General features: G+C 67.3%; 15 protein-coding genes and 1 pseudogene. 9 read left to right on the top strand and 7 right to left on the bottom strand.

The genetic code is table 11. From position 1 onward, the window contains the following. Positions 1 to 2: 2 nt before the first annotated feature. From rpsC to ABZW74_RS12415, 8 genes are all read left to right on the top strand, one after another. A complete protein-coding gene (gene rpsC / locus ABZW74_RS12450; protein WP_240860872.1) occupies positions 3 to 809 on the top strand; it encodes a 30S ribosomal protein S3 in 807 nt (268 codons plus the stop codon). Positions 810 to 812: 3 nt separating this feature from the next. Next, positions 813 to 1,229 (top strand): 50S ribosomal protein L16, encoded by a 417-nt coding sequence (gene rplP / locus ABZW74_RS12445; RefSeq protein WP_240860874.1) that lies wholly within the window; start codon positions 813 to 815, stop codon positions 1,227 to 1,229. Next, positions 1,229 to 1,462, top strand: a complete 234-nt coding sequence (rpmC, locus tag ABZW74_RS12440; RefSeq protein WP_355276545.1) for a 50S ribosomal protein L29 — start codon at positions 1,229 to 1,231, stop codon at positions 1,460 to 1,462. The genes rplP and rpmC overlap by 1 nt, the downstream gene beginning before the upstream one ends. Next, positions 1,459 to 1,749, top strand: coding sequence for a 30S ribosomal protein S17 (rpsQ, locus tag ABZW74_RS12435; RefSeq protein WP_240860875.1), 291 nt, complete (start codon positions 1,459 to 1,461; stop codon positions 1,747 to 1,749). Before rpmC ends, rpsQ begins: the two co-directional genes overlap by 4 nt. 86 nt (positions 1,750 to 1,835) lie before the next feature. Further along, entirely contained in the window at positions 1,836 to 3,173 is a 1,338-nt protein-coding gene (locus tag ABZW74_RS12430) for a cation:proton antiporter (protein WP_355276543.1), read from the top strand. A 27-nt stretch (positions 3,174 to 3,200) separates the two neighbouring features. Further along, positions 3,201 to 4,616, top strand: coding sequence for an alpha-amylase family glycosyl hydrolase (locus tag ABZW74_RS12425; protein ID WP_355276541.1), 1,416 nt, complete (start codon positions 3,201 to 3,203; stop codon positions 4,614 to 4,616). A 79-nt stretch (positions 4,617 to 4,695) separates the two neighbouring features. Then, a complete protein-coding gene (locus tag ABZW74_RS12420; protein WP_355276539.1) occupies positions 4,696 to 5,997 on the top strand; it encodes an ATP-binding protein in 1,302 nt (433 codons plus the stop codon). Continuing rightward, complete coding sequence (locus ABZW74_RS12415) at positions 5,994 to 7,037, top strand: hypothetical protein (protein ID WP_355276537.1); 1,044 nt, start codon at positions 5,994 to 5,996, stop codon at positions 7,035 to 7,037. The genes ABZW74_RS12420 and ABZW74_RS12415 overlap by 4 nt, the downstream gene beginning before the upstream one ends. Before the next feature lie 563 nt (positions 7,038 to 7,600). Here the strand turns inward: ABZW74_RS12415 and ABZW74_RS12410 are convergent. From ABZW74_RS12410 to ABZW74_RS12380, 7 genes and pseudogenes are all read right to left on the bottom strand, one after another. Continuing rightward, positions 7,601 to 8,941 carry a protein kinase gene (locus ABZW74_RS12410; protein WP_355276535.1) on the bottom strand — a complete coding sequence of 447 codons (1,341 nt, stop codon included), beginning with the start codon at positions 8,939 to 8,941 and terminating at the stop codon, positions 7,601 to 7,603. A 302-nt stretch (positions 8,942 to 9,243) separates the two neighbouring features. After that, positions 9,244 to 9,726 (bottom strand): annotated as a pseudogene (locus ABZW74_RS12405) (phosphoribosyltransferase); the annotation flags it as partial. Beyond that, the gene (locus tag ABZW74_RS12400; RefSeq protein WP_355276533.1) at positions 9,723 to 10,082 is read right to left on the bottom strand and encodes a GNAT family N-acetyltransferase; all 360 of its coding nucleotides are present in this window, start codon (positions 10,080 to 10,082) and stop codon (positions 9,723 to 9,725) included. The pseudogene ABZW74_RS12405 and the gene ABZW74_RS12400, both read right to left, overlap by 4 nt. Positions 10,083 to 10,115: 33 nt before the next feature. Further along, positions 10,116 to 10,769 (bottom strand): glycine zipper family protein, encoded by a 654-nt coding sequence (locus ABZW74_RS12395; protein ID WP_355276531.1) that lies wholly within the window; start codon positions 10,767 to 10,769, stop codon positions 10,116 to 10,118. 492 nt (positions 10,770 to 11,261) lie between these two features. After that, on the bottom strand, positions 11,262 to 12,080 hold the full coding sequence (locus ABZW74_RS12390; protein WP_355276529.1) for an ABC transporter permease: 819 nt from the start codon (positions 12,078 to 12,080) through the stop codon (positions 11,262 to 11,264). Continuing rightward, positions 12,077 to 12,868 carry an ABC transporter permease gene (locus tag ABZW74_RS12385; protein WP_355276527.1) on the bottom strand — a complete coding sequence of 264 codons (792 nt, stop codon included), beginning with the start codon at positions 12,866 to 12,868 and terminating at the stop codon, positions 12,077 to 12,079. Before ABZW74_RS12385 ends, ABZW74_RS12390 begins: the two co-directional genes overlap by 4 nt. Continuing rightward, complete coding sequence (locus ABZW74_RS12380; protein WP_355276525.1) at positions 12,865 to 14,241, bottom strand: ATP-binding cassette domain-containing protein; 1,377 nt, start codon at positions 14,239 to 14,241, stop codon at positions 12,865 to 12,867. Before ABZW74_RS12380 ends, ABZW74_RS12385 begins: the two co-directional genes overlap by 4 nt. Before the next feature lie 482 nt (positions 14,242 to 14,723). Between ABZW74_RS12380 and ABZW74_RS12375 the strand changes: the two genes are divergently transcribed. After that, positions 14,724 to 19,452, top strand: a 4,729-nt coding sequence (locus tag ABZW74_RS12375; RefSeq protein WP_355276523.1) for an amino acid adenylation domain-containing protein, incomplete at its 3' end; no start/stop codon positions are given.

Below are 19,452 nucleotides of genomic sequence, written 5' to 3'. Positions count from 1 at the left end.
TAGTGGGCCAGAAAATCAACCCGCACGGCTTCCGTCTGGGCATCACCACCGACTGGAAGTCGCGCTGGTATGCCGACAAGCAGTACGCGGAGTACGTGAAAGAGGATGTCGCCATCCGCAAGCTCCTCTCGCAGGGGCTCGAGCGCGCCGGCATCGCCAAGGTGGAGATCGAGCGCACCCGTGACCGGGTTCGCGTCGACATCCACACCGCCCGCCCGGGCATCGTCATCGGTCGCCGTGGCGCCGAGGCCGACCGGATCCGTGGCGACCTGGAGAAGCTGACCGGCAAGCAGGTGCAGCTGAACATCCTCGAGGTGAAGAACGCAGAGTCCGAGGCCCAGCTGGTGGCCCAGGGCGTCGCGGAGCAGCTGAGCAACCGTGTGGCATTCCGCCGCGCGATGCGCAAGGCGATCCAGTCGGCGATGCGTCAGCCGAACGTGAAGGGCATCCGGGTCCAGTGCTCGGGTCGCCTGGGTGGCGCAGAGATGAGCCGCAGTGAGTTCTACCGCGAAGGCCGGGTGCCGCTGCACACGCTGCGCGCCGACATCGACTACGGACTCTACGAAGCCAAGACCACCTTCGGCCGCATCGGCGTGAAGGTGTGGATCTACAAGGGCGACATCGTCGGTGGACGTCGTGAGCTGGCCGCGGCCGCTCCGGCAGCCGAGGACCGTCGTCCGCGCCGGCCCAGCCGGCCTCGCCGCAGCGGTGCCTCGGGCACCACTGCCACGAGCACCGACGCCGGACGTGCGGCGGAAGCTCCTGCTGAGGCCACTGCTGGTGCGGGCACCGAGAAGCAGGAGGGCTGATTCATGCTGATCCCACGGCGGGTCAAGCACCGCAAGCAGCATCACCCGAGCCTGAAGGGTCAGGCCAAGGGCGGCACCAAGGTGACGTTCGGTGATTTCGGCATCCAGGCTCTGGAGAGTGCCTACATCACCAACCGGCAGATCGAGTCCGCTCGTATCGCCATCAACCGGCACATCAAGCGTGGCGGCAAGGTGTGGATCAACATCTTCCCGGACCGTCCGCTGACCAAGAAGCCGGCCGAAACCCGCATGGGTTCGGGTAAGGGTTCGCCCGAATGGTGGGTCGCCCCGGTCAAGCCGGGTCGCGTGCTGTTCGAGATGACCTACCCCGATGAGCACACCGCTCGCGAGGCCCTGCGCCGCGCGCAACACAAGCTGCCCATCAAGACCCGGATCGTGACCAGAGAGGAGCAGTTCTGATGGCACTCGGAGTTGCTGCGAACGAGCTGCGTGAGCTCACCGACACCGATCTGGTCGATCGCTTGAAAGAGTCGAAGGAAGAACTGTTCAACCTTCGGTTCCAGATGGCCACCGGCCAGCTCGACAACAACCGTCGTCTGCGGACCGTGCGTCGCGAGATCGCGCGCATCTACACCGTGATGCGTGAGCGTGAGCTGGGCCTGGCGTCGGGACCGGATGGTGATGACGCATGAGTGAGGACCAGAAGGTGACCGAAACCCAGACTGAGGTGCGTAACAGCCGCAAGGAGCGGATCGGTTACGTCGTCAGTGACAAGATGCAGAAGACCATCGTGGTCGAGCTGGAAGATCGTACGCGCCACGCGCTGTACGGCAAGATCATCCGGACCACGTCCAAGGTCAAGGCCCACGACGAGAACGGCGATGCCGGCGTCGGCGACCGCGTGCGGATCATGGAGACCCGCCCGCTGTCGGCGACCAAGCACTGGCGTCTCGTCGAGGTGCTGGAGAAGGCCAAGTAAGGGCCTGCTCCAATCCAGATCTCAGTAAAGCGGTCCGTTCCCGGTTCAGGGAACGGACCGCTTTCTTGTGCGGGCATAATGCCGCCATGACCGACGCGACGATGGCCGTGATCTGCCTGCTGATCCTGGGCTGGGCGGTCACCTCACAACTGCTGTCGCGCCACGACGTGACCGGGCCGCTGGTGTTCGTCGTCGCCGGTTATGGTCTCGCCAACCCGACGTGGGGTGTGCTGACGGTCGACGTGGACGCCTCGATGGTCCACACGCTCGCCGAACTGGCCCTGGGCCTGGTGCTGTTCACCGACGCGTCCCGGGTCAGCGTCGGACGACTGCGCGCGCAGGCCCGGCTGCCCGCGCGGTTGCTGCTGATCGGACTGCCGCTGACGATCCTGGTGGGCACCGTCGGCGCGCAAGTGGTGTTCGGTGAGTTCGGTTGGGCGCTGGCGCTGTTCGTAGGCGCATCGCTGGCACCGACGGACGCCGCGCTGAGCGTCCAGGTCATCAACGACAAGCGAATCCCGCGGCGGCTGCGGCTCACGCTGAACGTGGAGAGCGGCCTCAACGACGGCATCGCGACACCCGTGGTCACGTTGGCGATCGCGTTGTCGGCGTCGGCGCTGGGCATGCACGGTGGCGAGCACATCACCGTCGCCGACGCGGTGATCGAACTGCTGCTCGGCCTGGGCATCGGGCTGGCCGGCGGATTCGTCTGTGCGTGGGCCATCAATCTGTCGGTGCGCCACGGTTTGTCGTCACCCGCGACCCGCCGGATCGCCGCACTGGCCACGGCGGCCGGCATCTTCGCTCTGGCCATCGCCATCGAGGGCAACGGTTTCATCGCCGCCTTCGTCGCCGGCATGGCCTTCGGGCACTTCATCGACCGGGGTGACACCGAGGACGGCGGTGAAGAGGACACCGACCTGGAGGTACTTCCCGAACTCGGCGGAGAACTTCTCGCGCTGGTCGTCTGGTTCTTGTTCGGCGCCGGACTCATCCCGCTGGTGATCGACGTCGCCGACGCCGGGGATCTGGTGGCGATGCTGGGGTATGCCGCGCTGAGTCTCACCGTGTTCCGGATGCTGCCGGTCGCGATGTCGTTGATCGGCGCAGGTGTCATTTGGCCCGCTCGCTCCGCTCCCGGCGCCGGTTTGCCGATGCGTGATGTGGCGCTCGTGGGCTGGTTCGGGCCGCGTGGACTCGCGTCGGTGGTGTTCGCGCTCCTCGGTTTCGAGGAACTCGGCGACAACCCGACCGCCCAGGCCGCGGTCGCCGCGATCGGGGTCACGGTGCTGGCCAGCGTGATCCTGCACGGCGTGAGCGCAGGTCCGCTCGCGCGTCGCTATCCGTCGTCGGCAGCCGAGCCGTCGCCGACCACGCAAAGCCTCCCGCTGCGCTCACGCACCCGATTCCTGCGCCGGGCCTGACCGCGTGGGATGCGGTTGAATGTCGGGGTGAAGCTCCCACCCTCGCCGCTCATCTACGAGATCAACACCTGGCCATGGCTCGCCGGACTCTCGGCCGACACGGGCGAGCATGTCGGACTGGGCACCGTGCCCGAGGCCGAGTGGGACACCATCGCGGCCAACGGTTTTGACGCGGTGTGGCTGATGGGCGTGTGGCAGCGCAGTCCGGCGGGCATCGAGATCGCCCGCGCCGACGGGCCGCTGATGGCCTGGTTCGCCGAATCGTTGCCCGACTTCACCGACACCGACGTCGTGGGGTCGCCGTACTGCGTGCGCGACTACGTGGTCGACGACCACCTCGGCGGACCCGACGGGCTCGCGGCGGCGCGCGAACAACTCGCCCGACGCGGCATCGGACTCATCCTCGACTTCGTGCCCAACCACGTCGCCGCCGACCACCCATGGACCGCCCACCCCGACTGGTTCATCACCGGCACGGCCGACGATCTCGCCCGCGCCCCCGAGTCGTATGTCGAGGTCGACGGCGCGGTGCTCGCCAACGGACGCGACCCGTACTTCCCGGCCTGGCGGGACGTCGTGCAGGTCAACGCCTTCCATCCCGGGCTGCGGGAGGCCGCGATCACCACCGTGCGCACGATCGCGGCACAGTGCGACGGCGTGCGCTGCGACATGGCGATGCTGGTCATGAACGACATCTTCGCGAAGACCTGGGGCGACGCCGGCGGCGCACCGCCGGAACAGGACTACTGGCCCGAACTCATCGGAGCGGTCCGCGCCGAGCACCCCGATTTCCGGTTCATCGCCGAGGCGTACTGGGACACCGAATCCGCGTTGGTCGCCCAGGGTTTCGACCACTGCTACGACAAGACCCTCTACGACACCCTGCGCCACGACCCGCCGCGGCTGTGGCCGACGCTGTCGGGGAATCCGGAACCGCAGGCGCGGGTGCGGTTCATCGAGAACCACGACGAGGAACGGGCCGCGGTCGCCTTCGGTGACCGTGATCGGCAGGCAGCCGTTGTCACGCTGACCCAGCTCGGCGCACGGCTGGTGCACCAGGGGCAGATCGAGGGTCGTCGGCGCCGACTGCCCGTGCAGCTGGCTCGGTTCGCCGACGAGCCGGTCGATGCCGACCGTGCGGTGTTCTATCGCGCTCTGCTCCCCGTGCTCGGCGATCCGACCTTCGCCCACGGTGACTGGCAGCTGTGTGTGGTTCGCGGATCGTCGGATTCGGTGGTCGCGTGGACGCGCACCGGTGAGCACAGGCGCTGGCTCATCGCCGTCAACGTCGCCGACGTGGCTGCGCGGGCGTCGGTCATCACCGAGTGGGCGGGACTTACGACACTTGTCAGCCCACTCTCGGGGGAGACGATTCGCGTGGGCGCCGACGGGTCGGCCGATGTCTCTCTGACTGCGTGGGGCTGGCAGGTCTACGCCGTGTGAGCGCGCCGATGTGGTCCGTTCGGTTTAGTCCCAACGGAGGATTGACCCTGGTCAGAGCCGAATGCAAGGGTTGTGCCCAATGAGCGTCATCAGTCCCGACCGGGCGCGGCTGCACGCCGGCACGGCAGTGGCCGACCCCTCGGTCGGGGGCCGGCTGCGGCGTCGGGCGCAGGCATGGGCACGGACACTGTTCGCCTCCGATCGCGGCGAGGGCGACCAGGCACGCGTGCAACGGATCGGCGCCCGATTCCTCGGCGCAGGCCTCATCGGCTACCTCCTCGTGTCGCTGGGCACCATCGGGCAGGCGGCACCCCTGACCGTCGCGTGGTGGCCACCGCTCAGCGTGGTGCTGGCCATCGGACCGGGCGTCGCACTCATCGTCTACAGCTTCCGGCCCGGCACCGCCTGGCTGCCTCCGCTGGCCGTCGTCACCGCTGTCGGATATCTGATTGCCGTCGGACTCTGGTTCGTGGCGTGGACCGGCGACACCACCGCCAAGCCGGAGGACTGGGCGGTGTGGATGGTCGCGTTCCCGGGGATGCCGAGCATGGTGTTGATGCTGGTGTACCCGCGATGGGGAGTGGCCAATCTCGTCGCGGCGTGTGCTGCGGTGAATGCGGCGCAGCAACTCGGCAGATTCGACCGGCTCACCACCGACCTCCCCGTCGAGTTCGCGTGGGCGACGTCGTTCACCGCGGTCTTCCTGGCCGTCGCACTGGTGGCGGTGCGCACCGGTAAGGCGCTCGACGAGACGCGTGAAGACACCTATCGGGCCGCCGCCGACGCAGCTGCGGCCGAGGCACGGGCCGTCGAAAAGGGACGACTGGACGCGATCATCCACGACCGCATCATCGCGTCGCTCCTCGCCGTCCGCGCCGGGGTTCCCGACCAGCGGCTCGCCGACCAGGCGCGTTCGGCGCTCGCCGAAGTCGCCCACCTCGCCGCGGGTGATCCCGCCGAACCCCAGGCGATGGTGTCGCGGGACGAGGCGATCCGACGCATCCGGTCGGCCGCCGCCGATGTGACCGACCGGGCAGAGATCGAGATCGTGGTCGGCGGCTCGGAGACGTCGAGCTTCTGCGACTATCCGGCAGCGGTGGTGCAGGCCGTCGTCGAAGCGATGGGCGAGTCGTTGCGCAACGTGGTCCGGCACGCCGGTGCGGGCGCCGACAGCGCGGTCATTGCACAGCTCACCGAGAACGCGCTCAGCATGGCGATCGTCGACGACGGACATGGCTTCGACCCGGATGCGACGCCCGAGGGCCGGCTCGGCATCCGGGTCAGTATCCGCACGCGGATGGAGCAAGTCGGCGGGCAAGCGCGCGTCAACAGCCGACTCGGGCGTGGCACCACGGTTCAGTTGCTGTGGGAGCGCGCGTGATCACCCCGATCCCGTCGAGCCACATCGCATTGACCGAGGGCATCGCCGACACCTTCGGTATCCGGTCCCGTCCGCTCGTTGCTGCAATGGCCACCTTCGGGGCGGTGTACCTGCTGGTCACCGTGTACTCGGGCAGCAGCATCGATTCACCGTTGGCCTGGGTCGGTCTGATCGCCGCGTTCCTGATCTTCGTCGGAGTGTGTGTCGTCGTACTCGGTGTTCTCGATGACCCGCTCCCGCTGCGGCACACCGTGTTCATCGCCGCCGGAACGGTGGTGGCCACCACGATCGCGCTGGTGTCGCTGCCCGATCCGCCCGACCACGTGATGCAGACCGGACCGCCGATCGGCGCCTCGGTGATCATGCTCGCCTTCCTCGCCGTCCGGGGTCGGCCACTGGGGGCCTGGCTCGCCAGCGGCGCCATCACCGTGATGGCGGTGGTGTGGTCCGATCATGTGGGGCAAGGCGCCGCCTGGGGTGTCGCGATCACCGTGCCCGGCTACGCGATCATGATCATGGGGTCGTTGTTCTCCGTGATGCTGCGACCGATGACGCGTCAGATCTACGCACTCCGCACGGCCAACGCGAAACGGGTGGCGGCGGAGGCTGCGGCCTCGGCGTCGGCCGCATTTCGTGACCGCCAGCTGGTCGAGTTCGAGGAACGGGCCCGGCCGACGCTCGTCTCGATCGTCGAACGCCACGAGTTCACCGACGAAGAAGTACGCGACGCCCGCCTGCTCGAAGCCCAGCTCCGCGACGGCATCCGGGCTCCGGGACTCGACGATCCCGCAGTGCGGGCGGCGGCCTGGCAGGCCCGACGACGCGGGGTCTCGGTGCTACTGCTCGACGACGGGGATGGCTCGCGCGCACCCGGAGGGATGACCAGGCTCGCGGACGCGGTGGTTGCCGTCCTTGCCGACGCGACCGACGGTCGGGTGACGGCGCGCATCCTGCCACCCGGACGAGAGTTGCTGGCGACCATCACGGTCGACTCGACCCAGCGCAGCGAACGGATCGAGCTCGCATCGTCTGCCGACTGAGCCCCACTGCCGGCTGGATGGGAGCTTGTCGGGCGCACAAAAAGTGGGGGAAGAGACTTCTTCCCCCACCCTTGGTGTCGTCCCCTAGAAGTTTCCAGCGGACGACTATGAATCCCGGGGAAGGAGTTCTTCCCCTAGATTCTGCGGGCACGGCACTGGCGCTGTTTCCCAGGTCAACGGGATTAGTCACCCAACTCTTAGAGTCAGCGACCCACCCGCCGCCTGCGGCGGCGATCGTGGAGGCGGAAGAGCGCGTGGACTCGGGCATCGGGTTTCTGACCAGACACGCGGTTTCTGGGTTTTGCGACACGACGCTGACAGCTGTCGGGCACAACCGGTGCCGAATCGGAGAACGCGAGTGCTGCAGCACTCGCGTTCTCCAACTCAACTCGATTCCCTGGGCGACCTGGCCACACCCTGTGTCGGATCGGGTCAGCTGGGTGCTGCAGCACACAGACTCTCCAACAGGACACAGAGTGTCGGTAGCACCTCCCTGAGCCAACCGCAGCAGGTTCCATTTCCCAGCTCAGCGGGGTTGGTCACCGAACTCTTCGGATCAGTGACTACGTCGAACTGGTGTCGCCGGTGACCACGGCGAACACCAGGAATGCGACCACGAGCAGAAACCCGATCGCGCCGGTGATCACACCGCCGATCGCGGCACCCCGATTGGTGGTCGGGATCGGCAGGCGGTCGCTCTCCCGCAACGAGATCAAACCCAGGATGATTGCGAGCGGCGCCATCAGCAGCCCAAAACCGCACCACCCGATGACGATCGACACGATGCCCAAGACGAGCGAGGCCGTCGCCTTGCCATCGGAGCGGGTGGTGCGACCCAACCCCGGGTAGGGAGCCGGTGCAGGAGTGAAAGGTGCCGGAGTCGGCGTCCGCGCCGGCGCAGGCGGCGGGTACACGGGCCTGACCGCCGCGGGGGCCGGCGTACTGGGCGGACCGGCGGCCGGCGTGCGCGGCTTCTGCAGCGAGGGCGGGGGCGACGACGGCACCCGAGGTGTGGCCGGCGGCGGGCCGGGCGACAGCAGGGTCGCGGCGGCCGCGTCCGTGCGCAACGCCGACGCCAGTTGGTCGGCGAACTGCTCGCAAGAATCGAAGCGTCGGCGCGGTTCCTTGTCGAGCGCCCGGGCCAGCACCCGGTCGACCTGGGCCGACAGGTTGCCCCGCTTGCCGGTGATGGCCGGCGGTTCGACGGACAGATGCTGGTGGATCAGCATCGCCGCATTGCTGTTGGCGAACGGTGTAGCGCCGCATAGCAGCTGATACGCGGTGCAGGCCAGCGAATACTGATCGGCCCGACCGTCGAGCGTCGAACCCGACAACTGCTCCGGCGAGGTGTATGCGACCGAACCCACCGTCAGATTGGTCGACGTGATGTGCGTGTCGTCGAAGATGGGCCGCGCGATGCCGAAGTCGGCGAGCAGGATTCGACGCTTGGACGAGCGCGGTCCCGGCTCGGCGATGAGAATGTTCGCGGGTTTGACGTCGCGATGCAGCAGCCCCTGCTGATGAGCGTGGTCGAGTGCCTCGGCGACCGCGGAGATGATGGCCACCACGTCGGCCGCGGGCAGCCCGCGCGGGTGTGTCCGCAGCAGCTGCGACGCATCGGTGCCGTCGACGAACTTCATGGTGATCCACAGCTGACCGTCGGATTCGCCGCGGTCGAACACACTCACCACGTTCGGGTGGTCGAGGGTGGCGGCGATGTCGGCCTCGCGGGTGAACCGCTTGCGGAACATGGGGTCGGCGGACAGCCCGGCCGGGAGGATCTTCAGCGCGTCTTGGCGGGGCAGACGAGGGTGATCGGCGAGGTAGACCTCACCCATCCCACCCGCGCCCAGCTGACGGACGATGCGGTAGCCGGCAAACGACTGCCCAGGATGAAGTGACACGTCAGCGCCGCCCACAGGGTGATCGACGTCCGGTCATGCAGCCAGCTTAGTGGCCCTGTCCACAAATTCGTCGGGGGCCTTCGGCGTTCGATGAACCACTGGCTGCGTTGTCGTCGGTCACGATAGCGCCGCTATCGCTCTCTCCTCCGCCTTGCCAGTCGTCCATCGCTCCACCGAATACCCCGGACGCATTTGTGAACAGCACCACTCGGGCAGCAACATGTACCCGGGCAGTCGGGTACGCCCGATTTCGATGGCCGCGATCGCAGATCTCTGCCGATCGGATGACCCGGTCGCGGCGACACCACGGGTCCCGGTGCGGACCACGGGAATTCGATCCACTTGTCCGTCACGCGCCAGTGATAGTCGGGAGTGGTGATGGTGTGCGGCTTCTTGTAGAGCACCGCATTGCGCACTTCGGCCACCCGACCCTGAAGGGCACAGTAGTCGTCGACGAGACGGAGCGTCTTGCCCGTATCGGCGACATCGTCGACGACGAGGACTCGCTGGTCGTGCAGTCCGCTGCTCTCCAGCAGCGACGGCAGCAGCACCGGCTCGGCGAGTGTCTCCCCGATCCCGGTGTAGAACTCCACGTTCAGCGAAATCAGCAGCTTGCAGTCGAGGGCATACGCCAGTGCCCCGGCGGGGATGAGTCCGCCGCGGGCGATCCCGAGGATGATGTCGGGGACAAATCCGTCGTCGGCGACGGCACGCGCGAGCTCACGGCACGCCTGACCGTTGAGCTCCCACGTCAGGATCTCGCGGTCTGCCGAGGGCGCGTTCAGGGGAGCACCGACTTGAGCCAGGCGAGGATCTGCGGCGTCACCGGATGGGTCGACGGTGCGTAGTCGGGGTTCTTCTTCAGGAACGCGGCCACCAGCGGGCACACCCCGACGATCGTCAAGCCCGCATCACGTGTGGCGTCGAGGGCCTCACGCACGAGGATCGTGGCCAGACCCCGTCCGGCGAACTCGTCGGACACCTCGGTGTGGAAGAAGACGCGCTCGACCGCATCGGGATCGTCAGTCCGGTCGCGATACTGCGTGAAACCCGCGAGCCTGCCCTCCGCACTGATCTCGTATCGCTGATCGTCGGGATTGTGGGTGACGGTGACCTCGGCACCGGTCTTGTCGGTCGTCATGCGATCGAGAGTAGGCGCTGCGCGGCCGTGCTCCTATCGCCGGAACGGCGACGTGATCGTCTGGAAGTAGTGGAAGCCGGCGATGACGGCAGTGCCGCCGCCGCCGAGGATGGTGCCCACCACCGATCCCACGCCCGCAGCGGGCGCCACCGCGACCAGGCAGCCCACGACCGCCGCGACCAGGCCCAGCAGGCAACCCACGGTACCGCCGACGATCGCGCCGACGGTGAGACCGACCAGGGCCGAGATGCTCATACCCGCCGCCAGTTGTTGATTGAACCGGGCCAGTGCCTGGTCGTCGCGCTCCTGGCGAGTCAAGTGTCGGTTCGGCTTGCTCCCGGCGACTCCGCGCACCCGGGCGACATCACGGGGATTCAGCACGGTCGAGCGGGCGACGTCGCGCACCGGAATGAGAGTGACTGTCCGGCCGACGACCCGCACCGCGATCGGGAACTGGCGATTCTCCAACCGGTAACTCAAGGGCACCTGCCCGATATCGGTTCCGGTGCGGTTGAGAATCGTCAACCGGCCGGCACGTACCTGGGCGGAACCGTTCTCGAGTGCGAAGGTCACCGAACTCGCGTGCATCGTCACCACGACCCCGACACCCCTCGGTGCGGCAGCCGCGCGGGTGCCCGTGGCAGCCCACTGGGCGAACACGGCGGCGATGAGCACAAGCGACACCACACCAAGTCGTCAGAGCCTGGGGCTGCCCTCGTTTCGTCGCATCGGGCGAACAGATTTCTGTGATGCGTTGGGCGATGGCATTGGGGACTCACTGTTCTGTCAATTCACGCATTCGAGTGGTCCATCAATACCTACCGCATTCCGATATTCAAGTCAGCAAACTCTTGTCAGGTAGGGAGCGCTGTGGCGAAATGTTATCGATATGCGACAACGCCCTTGCTCTGGGTAAGATGCATTTTGTGGTCGCTAATCTCCCGGCCGCATTGAGATGTGCGAAAGAGGTTCTACTGCAACCGATCACATAGATCGGTTCGGGGGATCGCCGATAAGAGCCGCGGACATCTTCACCAGTGATTCACGACCATGGTCATTCGGTCGAATTAATTGGCAAAGGGCCTTTGACGGTCCTGATCTTCATTCTTAGAATAGACGGTTTCGATTCCTCGGGAATGGGCCGCTCCGGACGCACGGTCAACGATTCCGGACGCACGGTCAACGGTTGGTGGCGGCCTTCCGGTACCCGCGTAATGCGGGGACGGTGAAGATGACGACGCACCCGACCGACCAGGCGGTGACGGTGATCAGGTTCGCGGTGATCGGCCCACCGGCCGCGAAGGCGCGCATCACCTCGATCGCCGGTGTCATCGGCTGATGTTCGACGACCGGCTGCAGCCACGTCGGATACGCCTGGACCGGACTGAAACCCGAGTTGAAGAACATCAGCAGGCTCGAGATGAGCGACAGGAGCGGGACGATCGGTGCGGTGGGACGCGCGTTCACGGCCAAGGCGAGGACGAACACCGAGAACGCGATGCCGAACATGAGCGCGACGCCCATGATGCCGACCACTGCCCACGGACCTTGGGTGAACCGGAATCCGATGAACATTCCGGCGACCAGCAGGATCGCGGTGGTGATCGCAATGCGAACGATTTCGCAGACGACTCGCGAGGTGAGGTCGGCCGCCCGGTTGATCGGCAACACGTAGAGCCGACCGAGCAGACCCGTGCCGCGTTCGAGATTGAGCCGGACGCCGCTGGACACCGAACCGAACATGGCGCTGACCAGGATGACCAGGGGCACGGTCCCGTACGCGCTGTTCTGCCCGGTGGCGTTGCCGACCGCATCGCCGAGCACGACCTTGAACATGAGCATCGTGAGGGCGGGCACCAGCAGGATCTGGATGACCGTGCCGCGGTCCCGAAACAGGACGACGAGTTGTCGACGGGACAGCACCAGGCTCTGCGTCAGCCAGGACTTCGGCGAGGACTCCGACGGCGCGGCGGCAGTGGTGCTGGTGACGTCGATCATCGCTGCAACCTCCGGATGCCGAGGACCAGCAAGATCAGGCCCGTGACGAACAGTCCGATGCACCACCAGATGGCGGGCATCACGACCGACGTCGTGGCGGTGCCGTCGTTGAGGGCTCGCATCGCATTCGCGAACTGGGAGATCGGCTGGTTGCGGACAAACGGCGCGATCCAGTCGGGAAACTGGCTCTCGGGTACGAATCCGGTCGACAGCATGCCCAGGATCAGCACCGGCAGGGCGAGCGCCTGGCTGGTCGCCTCCGGACTGTTGGCGAGCAGTCCGATCGCGTCGGCGATCAGCGCGAGTGACGCCCCGACGGCCACGGCGATCCCGTACAGACCGGCGGTGCCCACGACGCCGCCCTCCGGACGCCACCCCATGATCAGGCACACGATGGTGGCGCAGATCAGCGCTGCGAACAGCAGCACCATGTCGGCGCTCATCCGGGCCAGCGCGGGCACCGGGGTGGGCATCGGCAGGGTGCGGAACCGGGTGTTGATGCCGTGGGTGCGATCGAAGGACGACCGCATCGCCGCCGACGAGGTGACGAACGAGATCGACTGCAAGGTGATGATCGGCATGAGGAACTGCGCGTAATCCATGCCGGGGTAGGCGTTCATGATCGAGCGCAGCGGCAGGTAGAAACAGATCGCCAGGAAGGCGGGCGCGACGATCGCGAGGACGATCTCACCATTACGGACCAGTCCGCCCACGCCGCGTGTGGTGAGCGCCCACCACTGCCGGCCGGCTTTCGGTTGCGGATTGGCGAGCGCACCGTCGGCGCTCACGGCGACTTGTCCGCGGTGAGGGCGAGGAACACCTCGTCTAGCGTCGGGGTCCGCAGTGCGACGTCGGACAGCGATATTCCGGAATCGGTTGTGCGCCTGACTATTTCGATCAGAGCTTCGGTGCCGTCGGGTGCCGGGACCGTCACCGACACGTCACCTGCGTGCGATTCGTCGGGATCATCACTCGCCGCTCGCGTCGCGCCCAGATCGGCCAGGATGTCGAACAACTGCGACACCTGTTCCGGGTCGCGGGGCGTGACCTCGTAGAACGACGTCCCGATACCGGCCTTCAGTTCGGCCGCGGTGCCGTCGGCGATCACGCGTCCGTGATCGATCAGCACGATCCGGTCGCTGAGGACGTCGGCCTCCTCGAGGTACTGCGTGGTCAGCAGCGTGGTGACACCCTGGTCACGCAGGCCCTCGACCAGCCGCCACACCTCTTGCCTGCTGCGCGGGTCGAGGCCGGTGGTCGGTTCGTCGAGGAACACCACCGCTGGCGCGGTGACCAGGCCGCAGGCGATGTCGATTCGACGCCGCATTCCACCGGAGTATTCGCGGACGCGGCGCGACGCGGCGTCGGTCAGCGCGAAGGATTCGAGGAGCTCATCGGCTCGCGCCGACGCCGCCGATTTGCTGAGCCCGAGCAACCTGCCGAACAGGACGAGGTTCTCCCGGCCGGTCAGCGCCTCGTCGAGGGCGGCGAACTGTCCGGTGAGCATGATGGATCGACGCACCGCCGCTGCATCGGACACCACGTCGTAGCCGTTGACCCGGGCATGTCCCGCGTCGGGTTTGAGCAGGGTGCACAGCATGTTGACCGTGGTGGTCTTGCCCGCTCCGTTGGGGCCGAGCAGGCCGAGGATGGTGCCGCGCTCGGCGGTGAAACTCACGTCGTCGACCGCGACGTGATCGCCGAACACCTTGCGCACGCCGACGACCTCGATCGAGGGCGTCGCGGACTCGCGCAGCGGCGCCGATGCGATCGACGAGGTGGGCAGTTCGGTTCCGTTCACGGGGCTCCCGGTGAGGAGGGGGGTTTCGGTGAGCACAGGGGTGGAGCGGGGTTCGGCTGGTGCCGGTGCGTCGGCCGCGGCATGCCGCGGCGCGCGATGTTCGGTCGGTTGTACGTATACACGCCAGGGGGACGTCGTGGCGACCTGGGCCACCGGGGGCATGGCCGGGGCGAGCGCCCACGCAGGTGTCTCAGGTGCCCACGCTTGTGCTTCAGGTGCCCACGCTTGTGCTTCAGGTGCTCTGTGCCGGCCTCCGGACACTTCGGCCTCCTCACCTGCGAACGATCGCGGTCGACGCTGAGCTCGACCGGCCCCGCGCCGGGTTCCGGCCGGGTGCGTGAATCCACGCGCCGACCGCATTTGTTCTTCAACATACGGCGTGACGGGCCTCACTGCGACGACCCGGACCTGCGCGGGTCGCCGAAATCGGCCCGGCGTTCCTACTTGCGAGTAGTGCATTGGGTCATCTGTACGACAGAAATGAGCGAACACGTAGTGCCCTACCCGCTCGTTCGGGGGCGCCATGGGGCAGCATGGGGGCAGTAGGGAAGACGGTGACGCCACTGGGCGGCCGCCGCAGATGGTGTCGACCGGATGACTGACGTCGGAAGGATGCGTAACGTCACCAGCGGTGTCACCGACATACCTCGGTGTCCGGTGCTGAATGGTCGCCACCTCCCAGGTGGGGGCCGCACCATCGGAGGGCCGCAGGTCGGGGATCCCCGTAGTGGGGGAGTGCGGTCATCCGTGCGACGGTGTTTCAGCGTCGGACGGAGCCAACAACTTAATGCGCGAGTGGTCGGCCTCGACCCCCGCGTAGCCCGACCAGTGAAAGTGAGCCGATGCAGCGAGCCGACGACAGCGCGTTCGACGCGCACACCGAGAGCGTCGTGGGTCGCTCCGGCGTCGGCAAGCCGGAGAGTCCCGAACTCGATCTCACGGCGGCCCAGCGGGCGATGTGGTTCGCCGAGCGGTTGTCGGGCGATTACTCGGTCAACATCGCCCAGTATCTGGACATCACGCACGACGGTTCGCTCGACCACGGGCTGCTCGCTCGGTGTTCTATCGAGGCAGGTCAGGCGATGGAGTCGCCCTACCTGCGGATTCTCGACGTCGATGGCGTGCCGCGTCAGCAGGTGGATCTCGACCTGCCCATTGAGGTCGACACGCTCGACTTCCGCGCCCACGCCGACCCCCTCGGCGACGCCATGGCGCACATGCGGTCGGATCATCGACGCTCGGTCGATCTGCTTGGTGATCTGCTGGTGGTGTCGACCCTCATCCGGGTCGCCGACGATCGCACGTTCTGGTACATGCGTGGACACCACATCGTGATCGACGGTTATGCAGCGCTCACGATGATCCGAATGGCGGTCGACCGCTACAACGCCATTCGACGCGGCGAGCAACTGTCCGAGAAGCCGATCGCGACGATGGCCGAGATCGTCGCCGACGACGTCAAGTATCAGGCGAGTTCGCGGCGCGAGACCGACGGCGAACACTGGCGCTCCCGCGTCGTCGACCTGCCCGAGCGGGTCACGCTGTCGCATCGGGACGAGAACACCGACCTGCGCGCCGACAACGTGGTCGTCGGCGGGACGCTGCCGACGGAACTGCAGGAACGTCTGGTGTCGGTGTCGGCGGAACTCAATACGTCGATGGCCGTCACCGTGACCGCTGCCTTCGGCGCCTTCCTGTCACGAATGACGGGGCGCGACGACGTCGTACTCACCCTTCCGGTGACCGGCCGGGCCAGCGCCAAGATCAAGCGCGGCGGCGGCATGGTCTCCAACGTCCTGCCGATCCGGCTGGCCACCGACGGCGATGCCGGCGTGACCGAACTGATCGAGCAGACGCAACTCGAGCTGACCGGCGCCCTGCGTCACCAGCGCTATCGCTCCGACGACATCTGGCGCGCATCGGGTGTCGGCGACGGATCGTATGCCTTCGGTCCGGTCATCAACATGATGTTCTTCGACCAGCCGATCGCCCTCGATGGCGCCGAGGTGGAATATCACATCCTCACCTCCGGCATGCTCGAGGATCTGCTGCTCAACCTGTATCAGGCGAGTCCCGGTGCGCCGCTCGTGATCGATCTGCACGGCAACGCCAATCGCTACGACGACGCCGAGATGCACGACCATCACGCGCGATTCCTGTTGTTCCTCAACGGTTTCCTCGACGCCGCGGTACGCGAGAATGGTCTGCTCGCCGACGTCGCACTGCTCACCGCCGCCGATGCCGAACGCAACGCGGTGCAGTCCGGTCCGGTACCGGCGCAGTCGCGGTTGCTCACCGACGTGTTCGCCGAGACCGTACGAACCCATGAGCACGTGCCGGCGGTCACCGACGTGGACGGCGAGACCCTGACCTACGGGCAACTCGACCGGCGCGCCAATCAGATGGCCCGGTGGCTCATCGAGCACGGAGCCGGTCCGGAAGTGCTTGTGGCGTTGGCGCTGCCACGGTCGGTCGACTTGCTGGTCGCCATCTGGGCGGTGCTGAAGTCCGGTGCGGCCTTCGTGCCGGTCGATCCCACGCACCCCGCCGACCGGATCGCCCACATGATCGCGGACTCGGGGGTCGAGCTCGGGATCTGCGGGGACACCGACGCCGGGCTCCCCGATCTCCCGCGGCCGTGGCTGCCGCTGCGCCACCACACCAGCGCAGGCCGGATCGCCATCACGCCCAGTTCTCCGTTGCGCGCCGACGAGCGTCCGCCGTTGCACGTCGACAACCTGGCCTACGTCATCTACACATCCGGATCCACCGGGCGGCCCAAGGGCACCCCTGTCACGCACCGCGGCGTGCACAACCTGGGTGTCGAGATCACCCGTCGCGTCGAAACACCGGTGGGTGCTCGCGTTCTCGGTTACGCATCCCCGAGTTTCGACGCGTCGATCGCCGACATCGTGCAGGTCACGTACGCGGGGGCAACCCTCGTCAATCGTCCGGTCGCCGCGCTCGGCGGCGAGGATCTCGCCGACGTCATGCGCGAGCAGGACATCACCCACGCCTCGCTCACCCCGACGGTGCTCGCCACCCTTGCGCCCGAATCGGTTCGGGGACTGCACACGGTGATCGTCGCGGGCGAAGCCGTCGGTCAGGCACTCATCGACGCGTGGGGCGGTCCCGGTTCGCGCGGCGAGGTCGAGCTGATCAACGGCTACGGCCCCACCGAGGCGAGCGTCGGCGTCAGCTACACCAGTCCGCTGCGGATCGGTGATCGCGCCCATCTCGGCGAACCGATTGCGGGAACCTCGTTCTCGGTGCTCGACGCCCGGATGCGACCCGTGCCCGACGGCGTGGCCGGCGAGCTGTACCTGGCCGGAATCGGTCTGAGCCGAGGCTATCTCGGACGCCCGGGCCTGACCGCCGGTCGGTTTGTCGCCAATCCCTTCGGCGCCGCGGGCGAACGGCTCTACCGTACCGGCGATCTCGTTCGCCGGAGCACCGGACCGGACGGCCGAACCGTCGTGGAGTTCGTGGGCCGCACCGACTTCCAGCTGAAGCTGCGCGGTCAGCGCATCGAGCCGGGTGAGATCGAGGCGGTGATCTCGTCGTATCCGGGTGTCGAATCGTCGGCCGTCCTCGGCGTCGACGCAACCGGATCGGTGACCACCACCGCTGCCGTCCGGGTGGTCGAACTGGCGGCATATGTGGTTGCCGCCGACGACGTCTCCGACGAGGCGCTCCAGGACTTCGTGGCGCAGCGAGTGCCGCGGTACATGGTTCCCGCGCTCTACACGCGGATCGACGCGATGCCTCGCACGCCGACCGGCAAGCTCGACCGTCGGGGACTGCCCGATCCGGAGACGCCTCCGGAGCGCGCGGCCGTCGAGTACGTCGCGCCGCGGACCGAACTCGAACGGCACCTCGTCGACGCCGTCGCGGCGCTCATCGAGATGCCGGCAGACCCGGCAGATCAGGGCCGGATCGGGATGCACGACAACCTGTTCCGTATCGGCGCCGACTCCCTCACCGCGTCGCGGCTGGCGTCGACACTGCGGCGTCGACTGGCCGTCGACGTGTCGCTGACCGACGTCTTTGCGAGCGCCGATCTCGCCGATCTTGCCGAACGGATTGCCGCACAGGGTCCTTCGCTGGACGGACCGGTGGACCAAGATCGCCCCCGGCAGCCTCGTCCCGACGTGTTGCCACTGTCGCACGCGCAGACGCGCCTGTGGTTCGTCAATCGGATGGAACCCGGATCCCCGACCTACAACATGCCGGGCGCGGTCCGGTTCCGCAGTGGGGTCGACATAGCGGCCATGTCCGCGGCGCTGATGGATCTGCTGGCGCGGCATGAGCCGTTGCGCACCAGATTCCCGTCCCGCGACGGTGAACCGATCCAGGAGATCCTCGACGTCGCCGACGTCGTCGCGGACATGCCGCTGCAGGTCGAACGGGTACAGGAGTCGGCGATCGGTGAGATCGTCGGTGCCCAGGCGCACCGCGGGTTCGACCTGACCACCCAGATCCCGTTCCGCGCGAGCATGTTCGAGCTCGAAGACGGCAGTCACGTGCTGGTCATCGTCCTGCATCACATCGCGGGCGACGGTGCGTCGATGGCGCCGCTGATCGGTGATCTGCTGCATGCGTACCACGCGCGCACCGCGGGCGCCGAACCGTCGTGGCCGCCCTTGGCGATCCAGTACGCGGACTACGCGCTCGAACAGCGCAGCGCGCTGGGCGATCCCGACGACCCGCAGTCCGCCCTGGCCGGTCATCTGGATTTCTGGTCGGCAGAACTGTCCGGGCTGCCCGAACTGCTGGCCGTGCCGACCGATCATTCTCGTCCGCGAATCGCCAGCGGCCGAGGTGATTACGTCGACGTCGACATCGACGCCGACCTCATCGGCGAACTCTCGGCACTCGCCGCCGCGAACGGCGTCACGCTGTTCACCGCCCTGCACGCGGGTCTGGCGATTCTGTTGGGCCGCCTCGCCGAGACCGACGACGTCGCGATCGGCACAGCGATCGCGGGCCGCGACGACCCCAGGGTGGCCGGGCTGATCGGCATGTTCGTCAACACCGTCGTCCTGCGCAGCAATGTGGAACCCGCACAGTCGGTCAACGAGTTCCTCGTGGCCGGTCACCGGGCGCGTGCGGCCGCGATGGATCACTCCGACGTGCCGTTCGAGCAGATCGTCGAGCATGTGGCGCCGTCACGGTCGGTGTCGCATGCGCCCCTGTTCCAGGTCGCGATGACGATGCAGGACGACGAAACCGGCATGCTCGGTGCGGCCGGATTCGATGTGCACCTGCTCGACGCCCGCGTGCCCGCGGCCAAGTTCGACCTCTCCTTCACCGCGGTGCGACGACCGGTCGGCGGGCAGGTCGAACTCGAGATCTCCTACGCGACAGACCTGTTCGACGAGTCGACGGTACGTCGGATGGCGGGCCGCCTGGTCACGGTCCTGCGCGCGATGGTGCTGCGGCCGCACGCACCGATCGGCAGCATCGACGTGCTCGACGCCGACGAGGTGGCGCAGGTGACGGCGTTGCCGCGGTCGTTGCCCGCACGAACCTTCGGCGAGATCCTCGCCACGGGTGCGTCGGCGGCCGCGG

The sequence above is a fragment of the Gordonia sp. NPDC003585 genome, assembly GCF_040610755.1.
Classification (GTDB): Bacteria; Actinomycetota; Actinomycetes; order Mycobacteriales; family Mycobacteriaceae; genus Gordonia.
This window is presented reverse-complemented; position numbering and strand designations above follow the sequence as displayed.

What these genes read in the sequence shown, in the direction of transcription:
- rplP (WP_240860874.1), top strand. Translation starts at nt 813, where the DNA reads ATGCTGATCCCACGGCGGGTCAAGCACCGCAAGCAGCATCACCCGAGC.
- rpmC (WP_355276545.1), top strand. Translation starts at nt 1,229, where the DNA reads ATGGCACTCGGAGTTGCTGCGAACGAGCTGCGTGAGCTCACCGACACC.
- rpsQ (WP_240860875.1), top strand. Translation starts at nt 1,459, where the DNA reads ATGAGTGAGGACCAGAAGGTGACCGAAACCCAGACTGAGGTGCGTAAC.
- ABZW74_RS12430 (WP_355276543.1), top strand. Translation starts at nt 1,836, where the DNA reads ATGACCGACGCGACGATGGCCGTGATCTGCCTGCTGATCCTGGGCTGG.
- ABZW74_RS12420 (WP_355276539.1), top strand. Translation starts at nt 4,696, where the DNA reads ATGAGCGTCATCAGTCCCGACCGGGCGCGGCTGCACGCCGGCACGGCA.
- ABZW74_RS12400 (WP_355276533.1), bottom strand. Translation starts at nt 10,082, where the DNA reads ATGACGACCGACAAGACCGGTGCCGAGGTCACCGTCACCCACAATCCC.
- ABZW74_RS12390 (WP_355276529.1), bottom strand. Translation starts at nt 12,080, where the DNA reads ATGATCGACGTCACCAGCACCACTGCCGCCGCGCCGTCGGAGTCCTCG.
- ABZW74_RS12380 (WP_355276525.1), bottom strand. Translation starts at nt 14,241, where the DNA reads ATGCGGTCGGCGCGTGGATTCACGCACCCGGCCGGAACCCGGCGCGGG.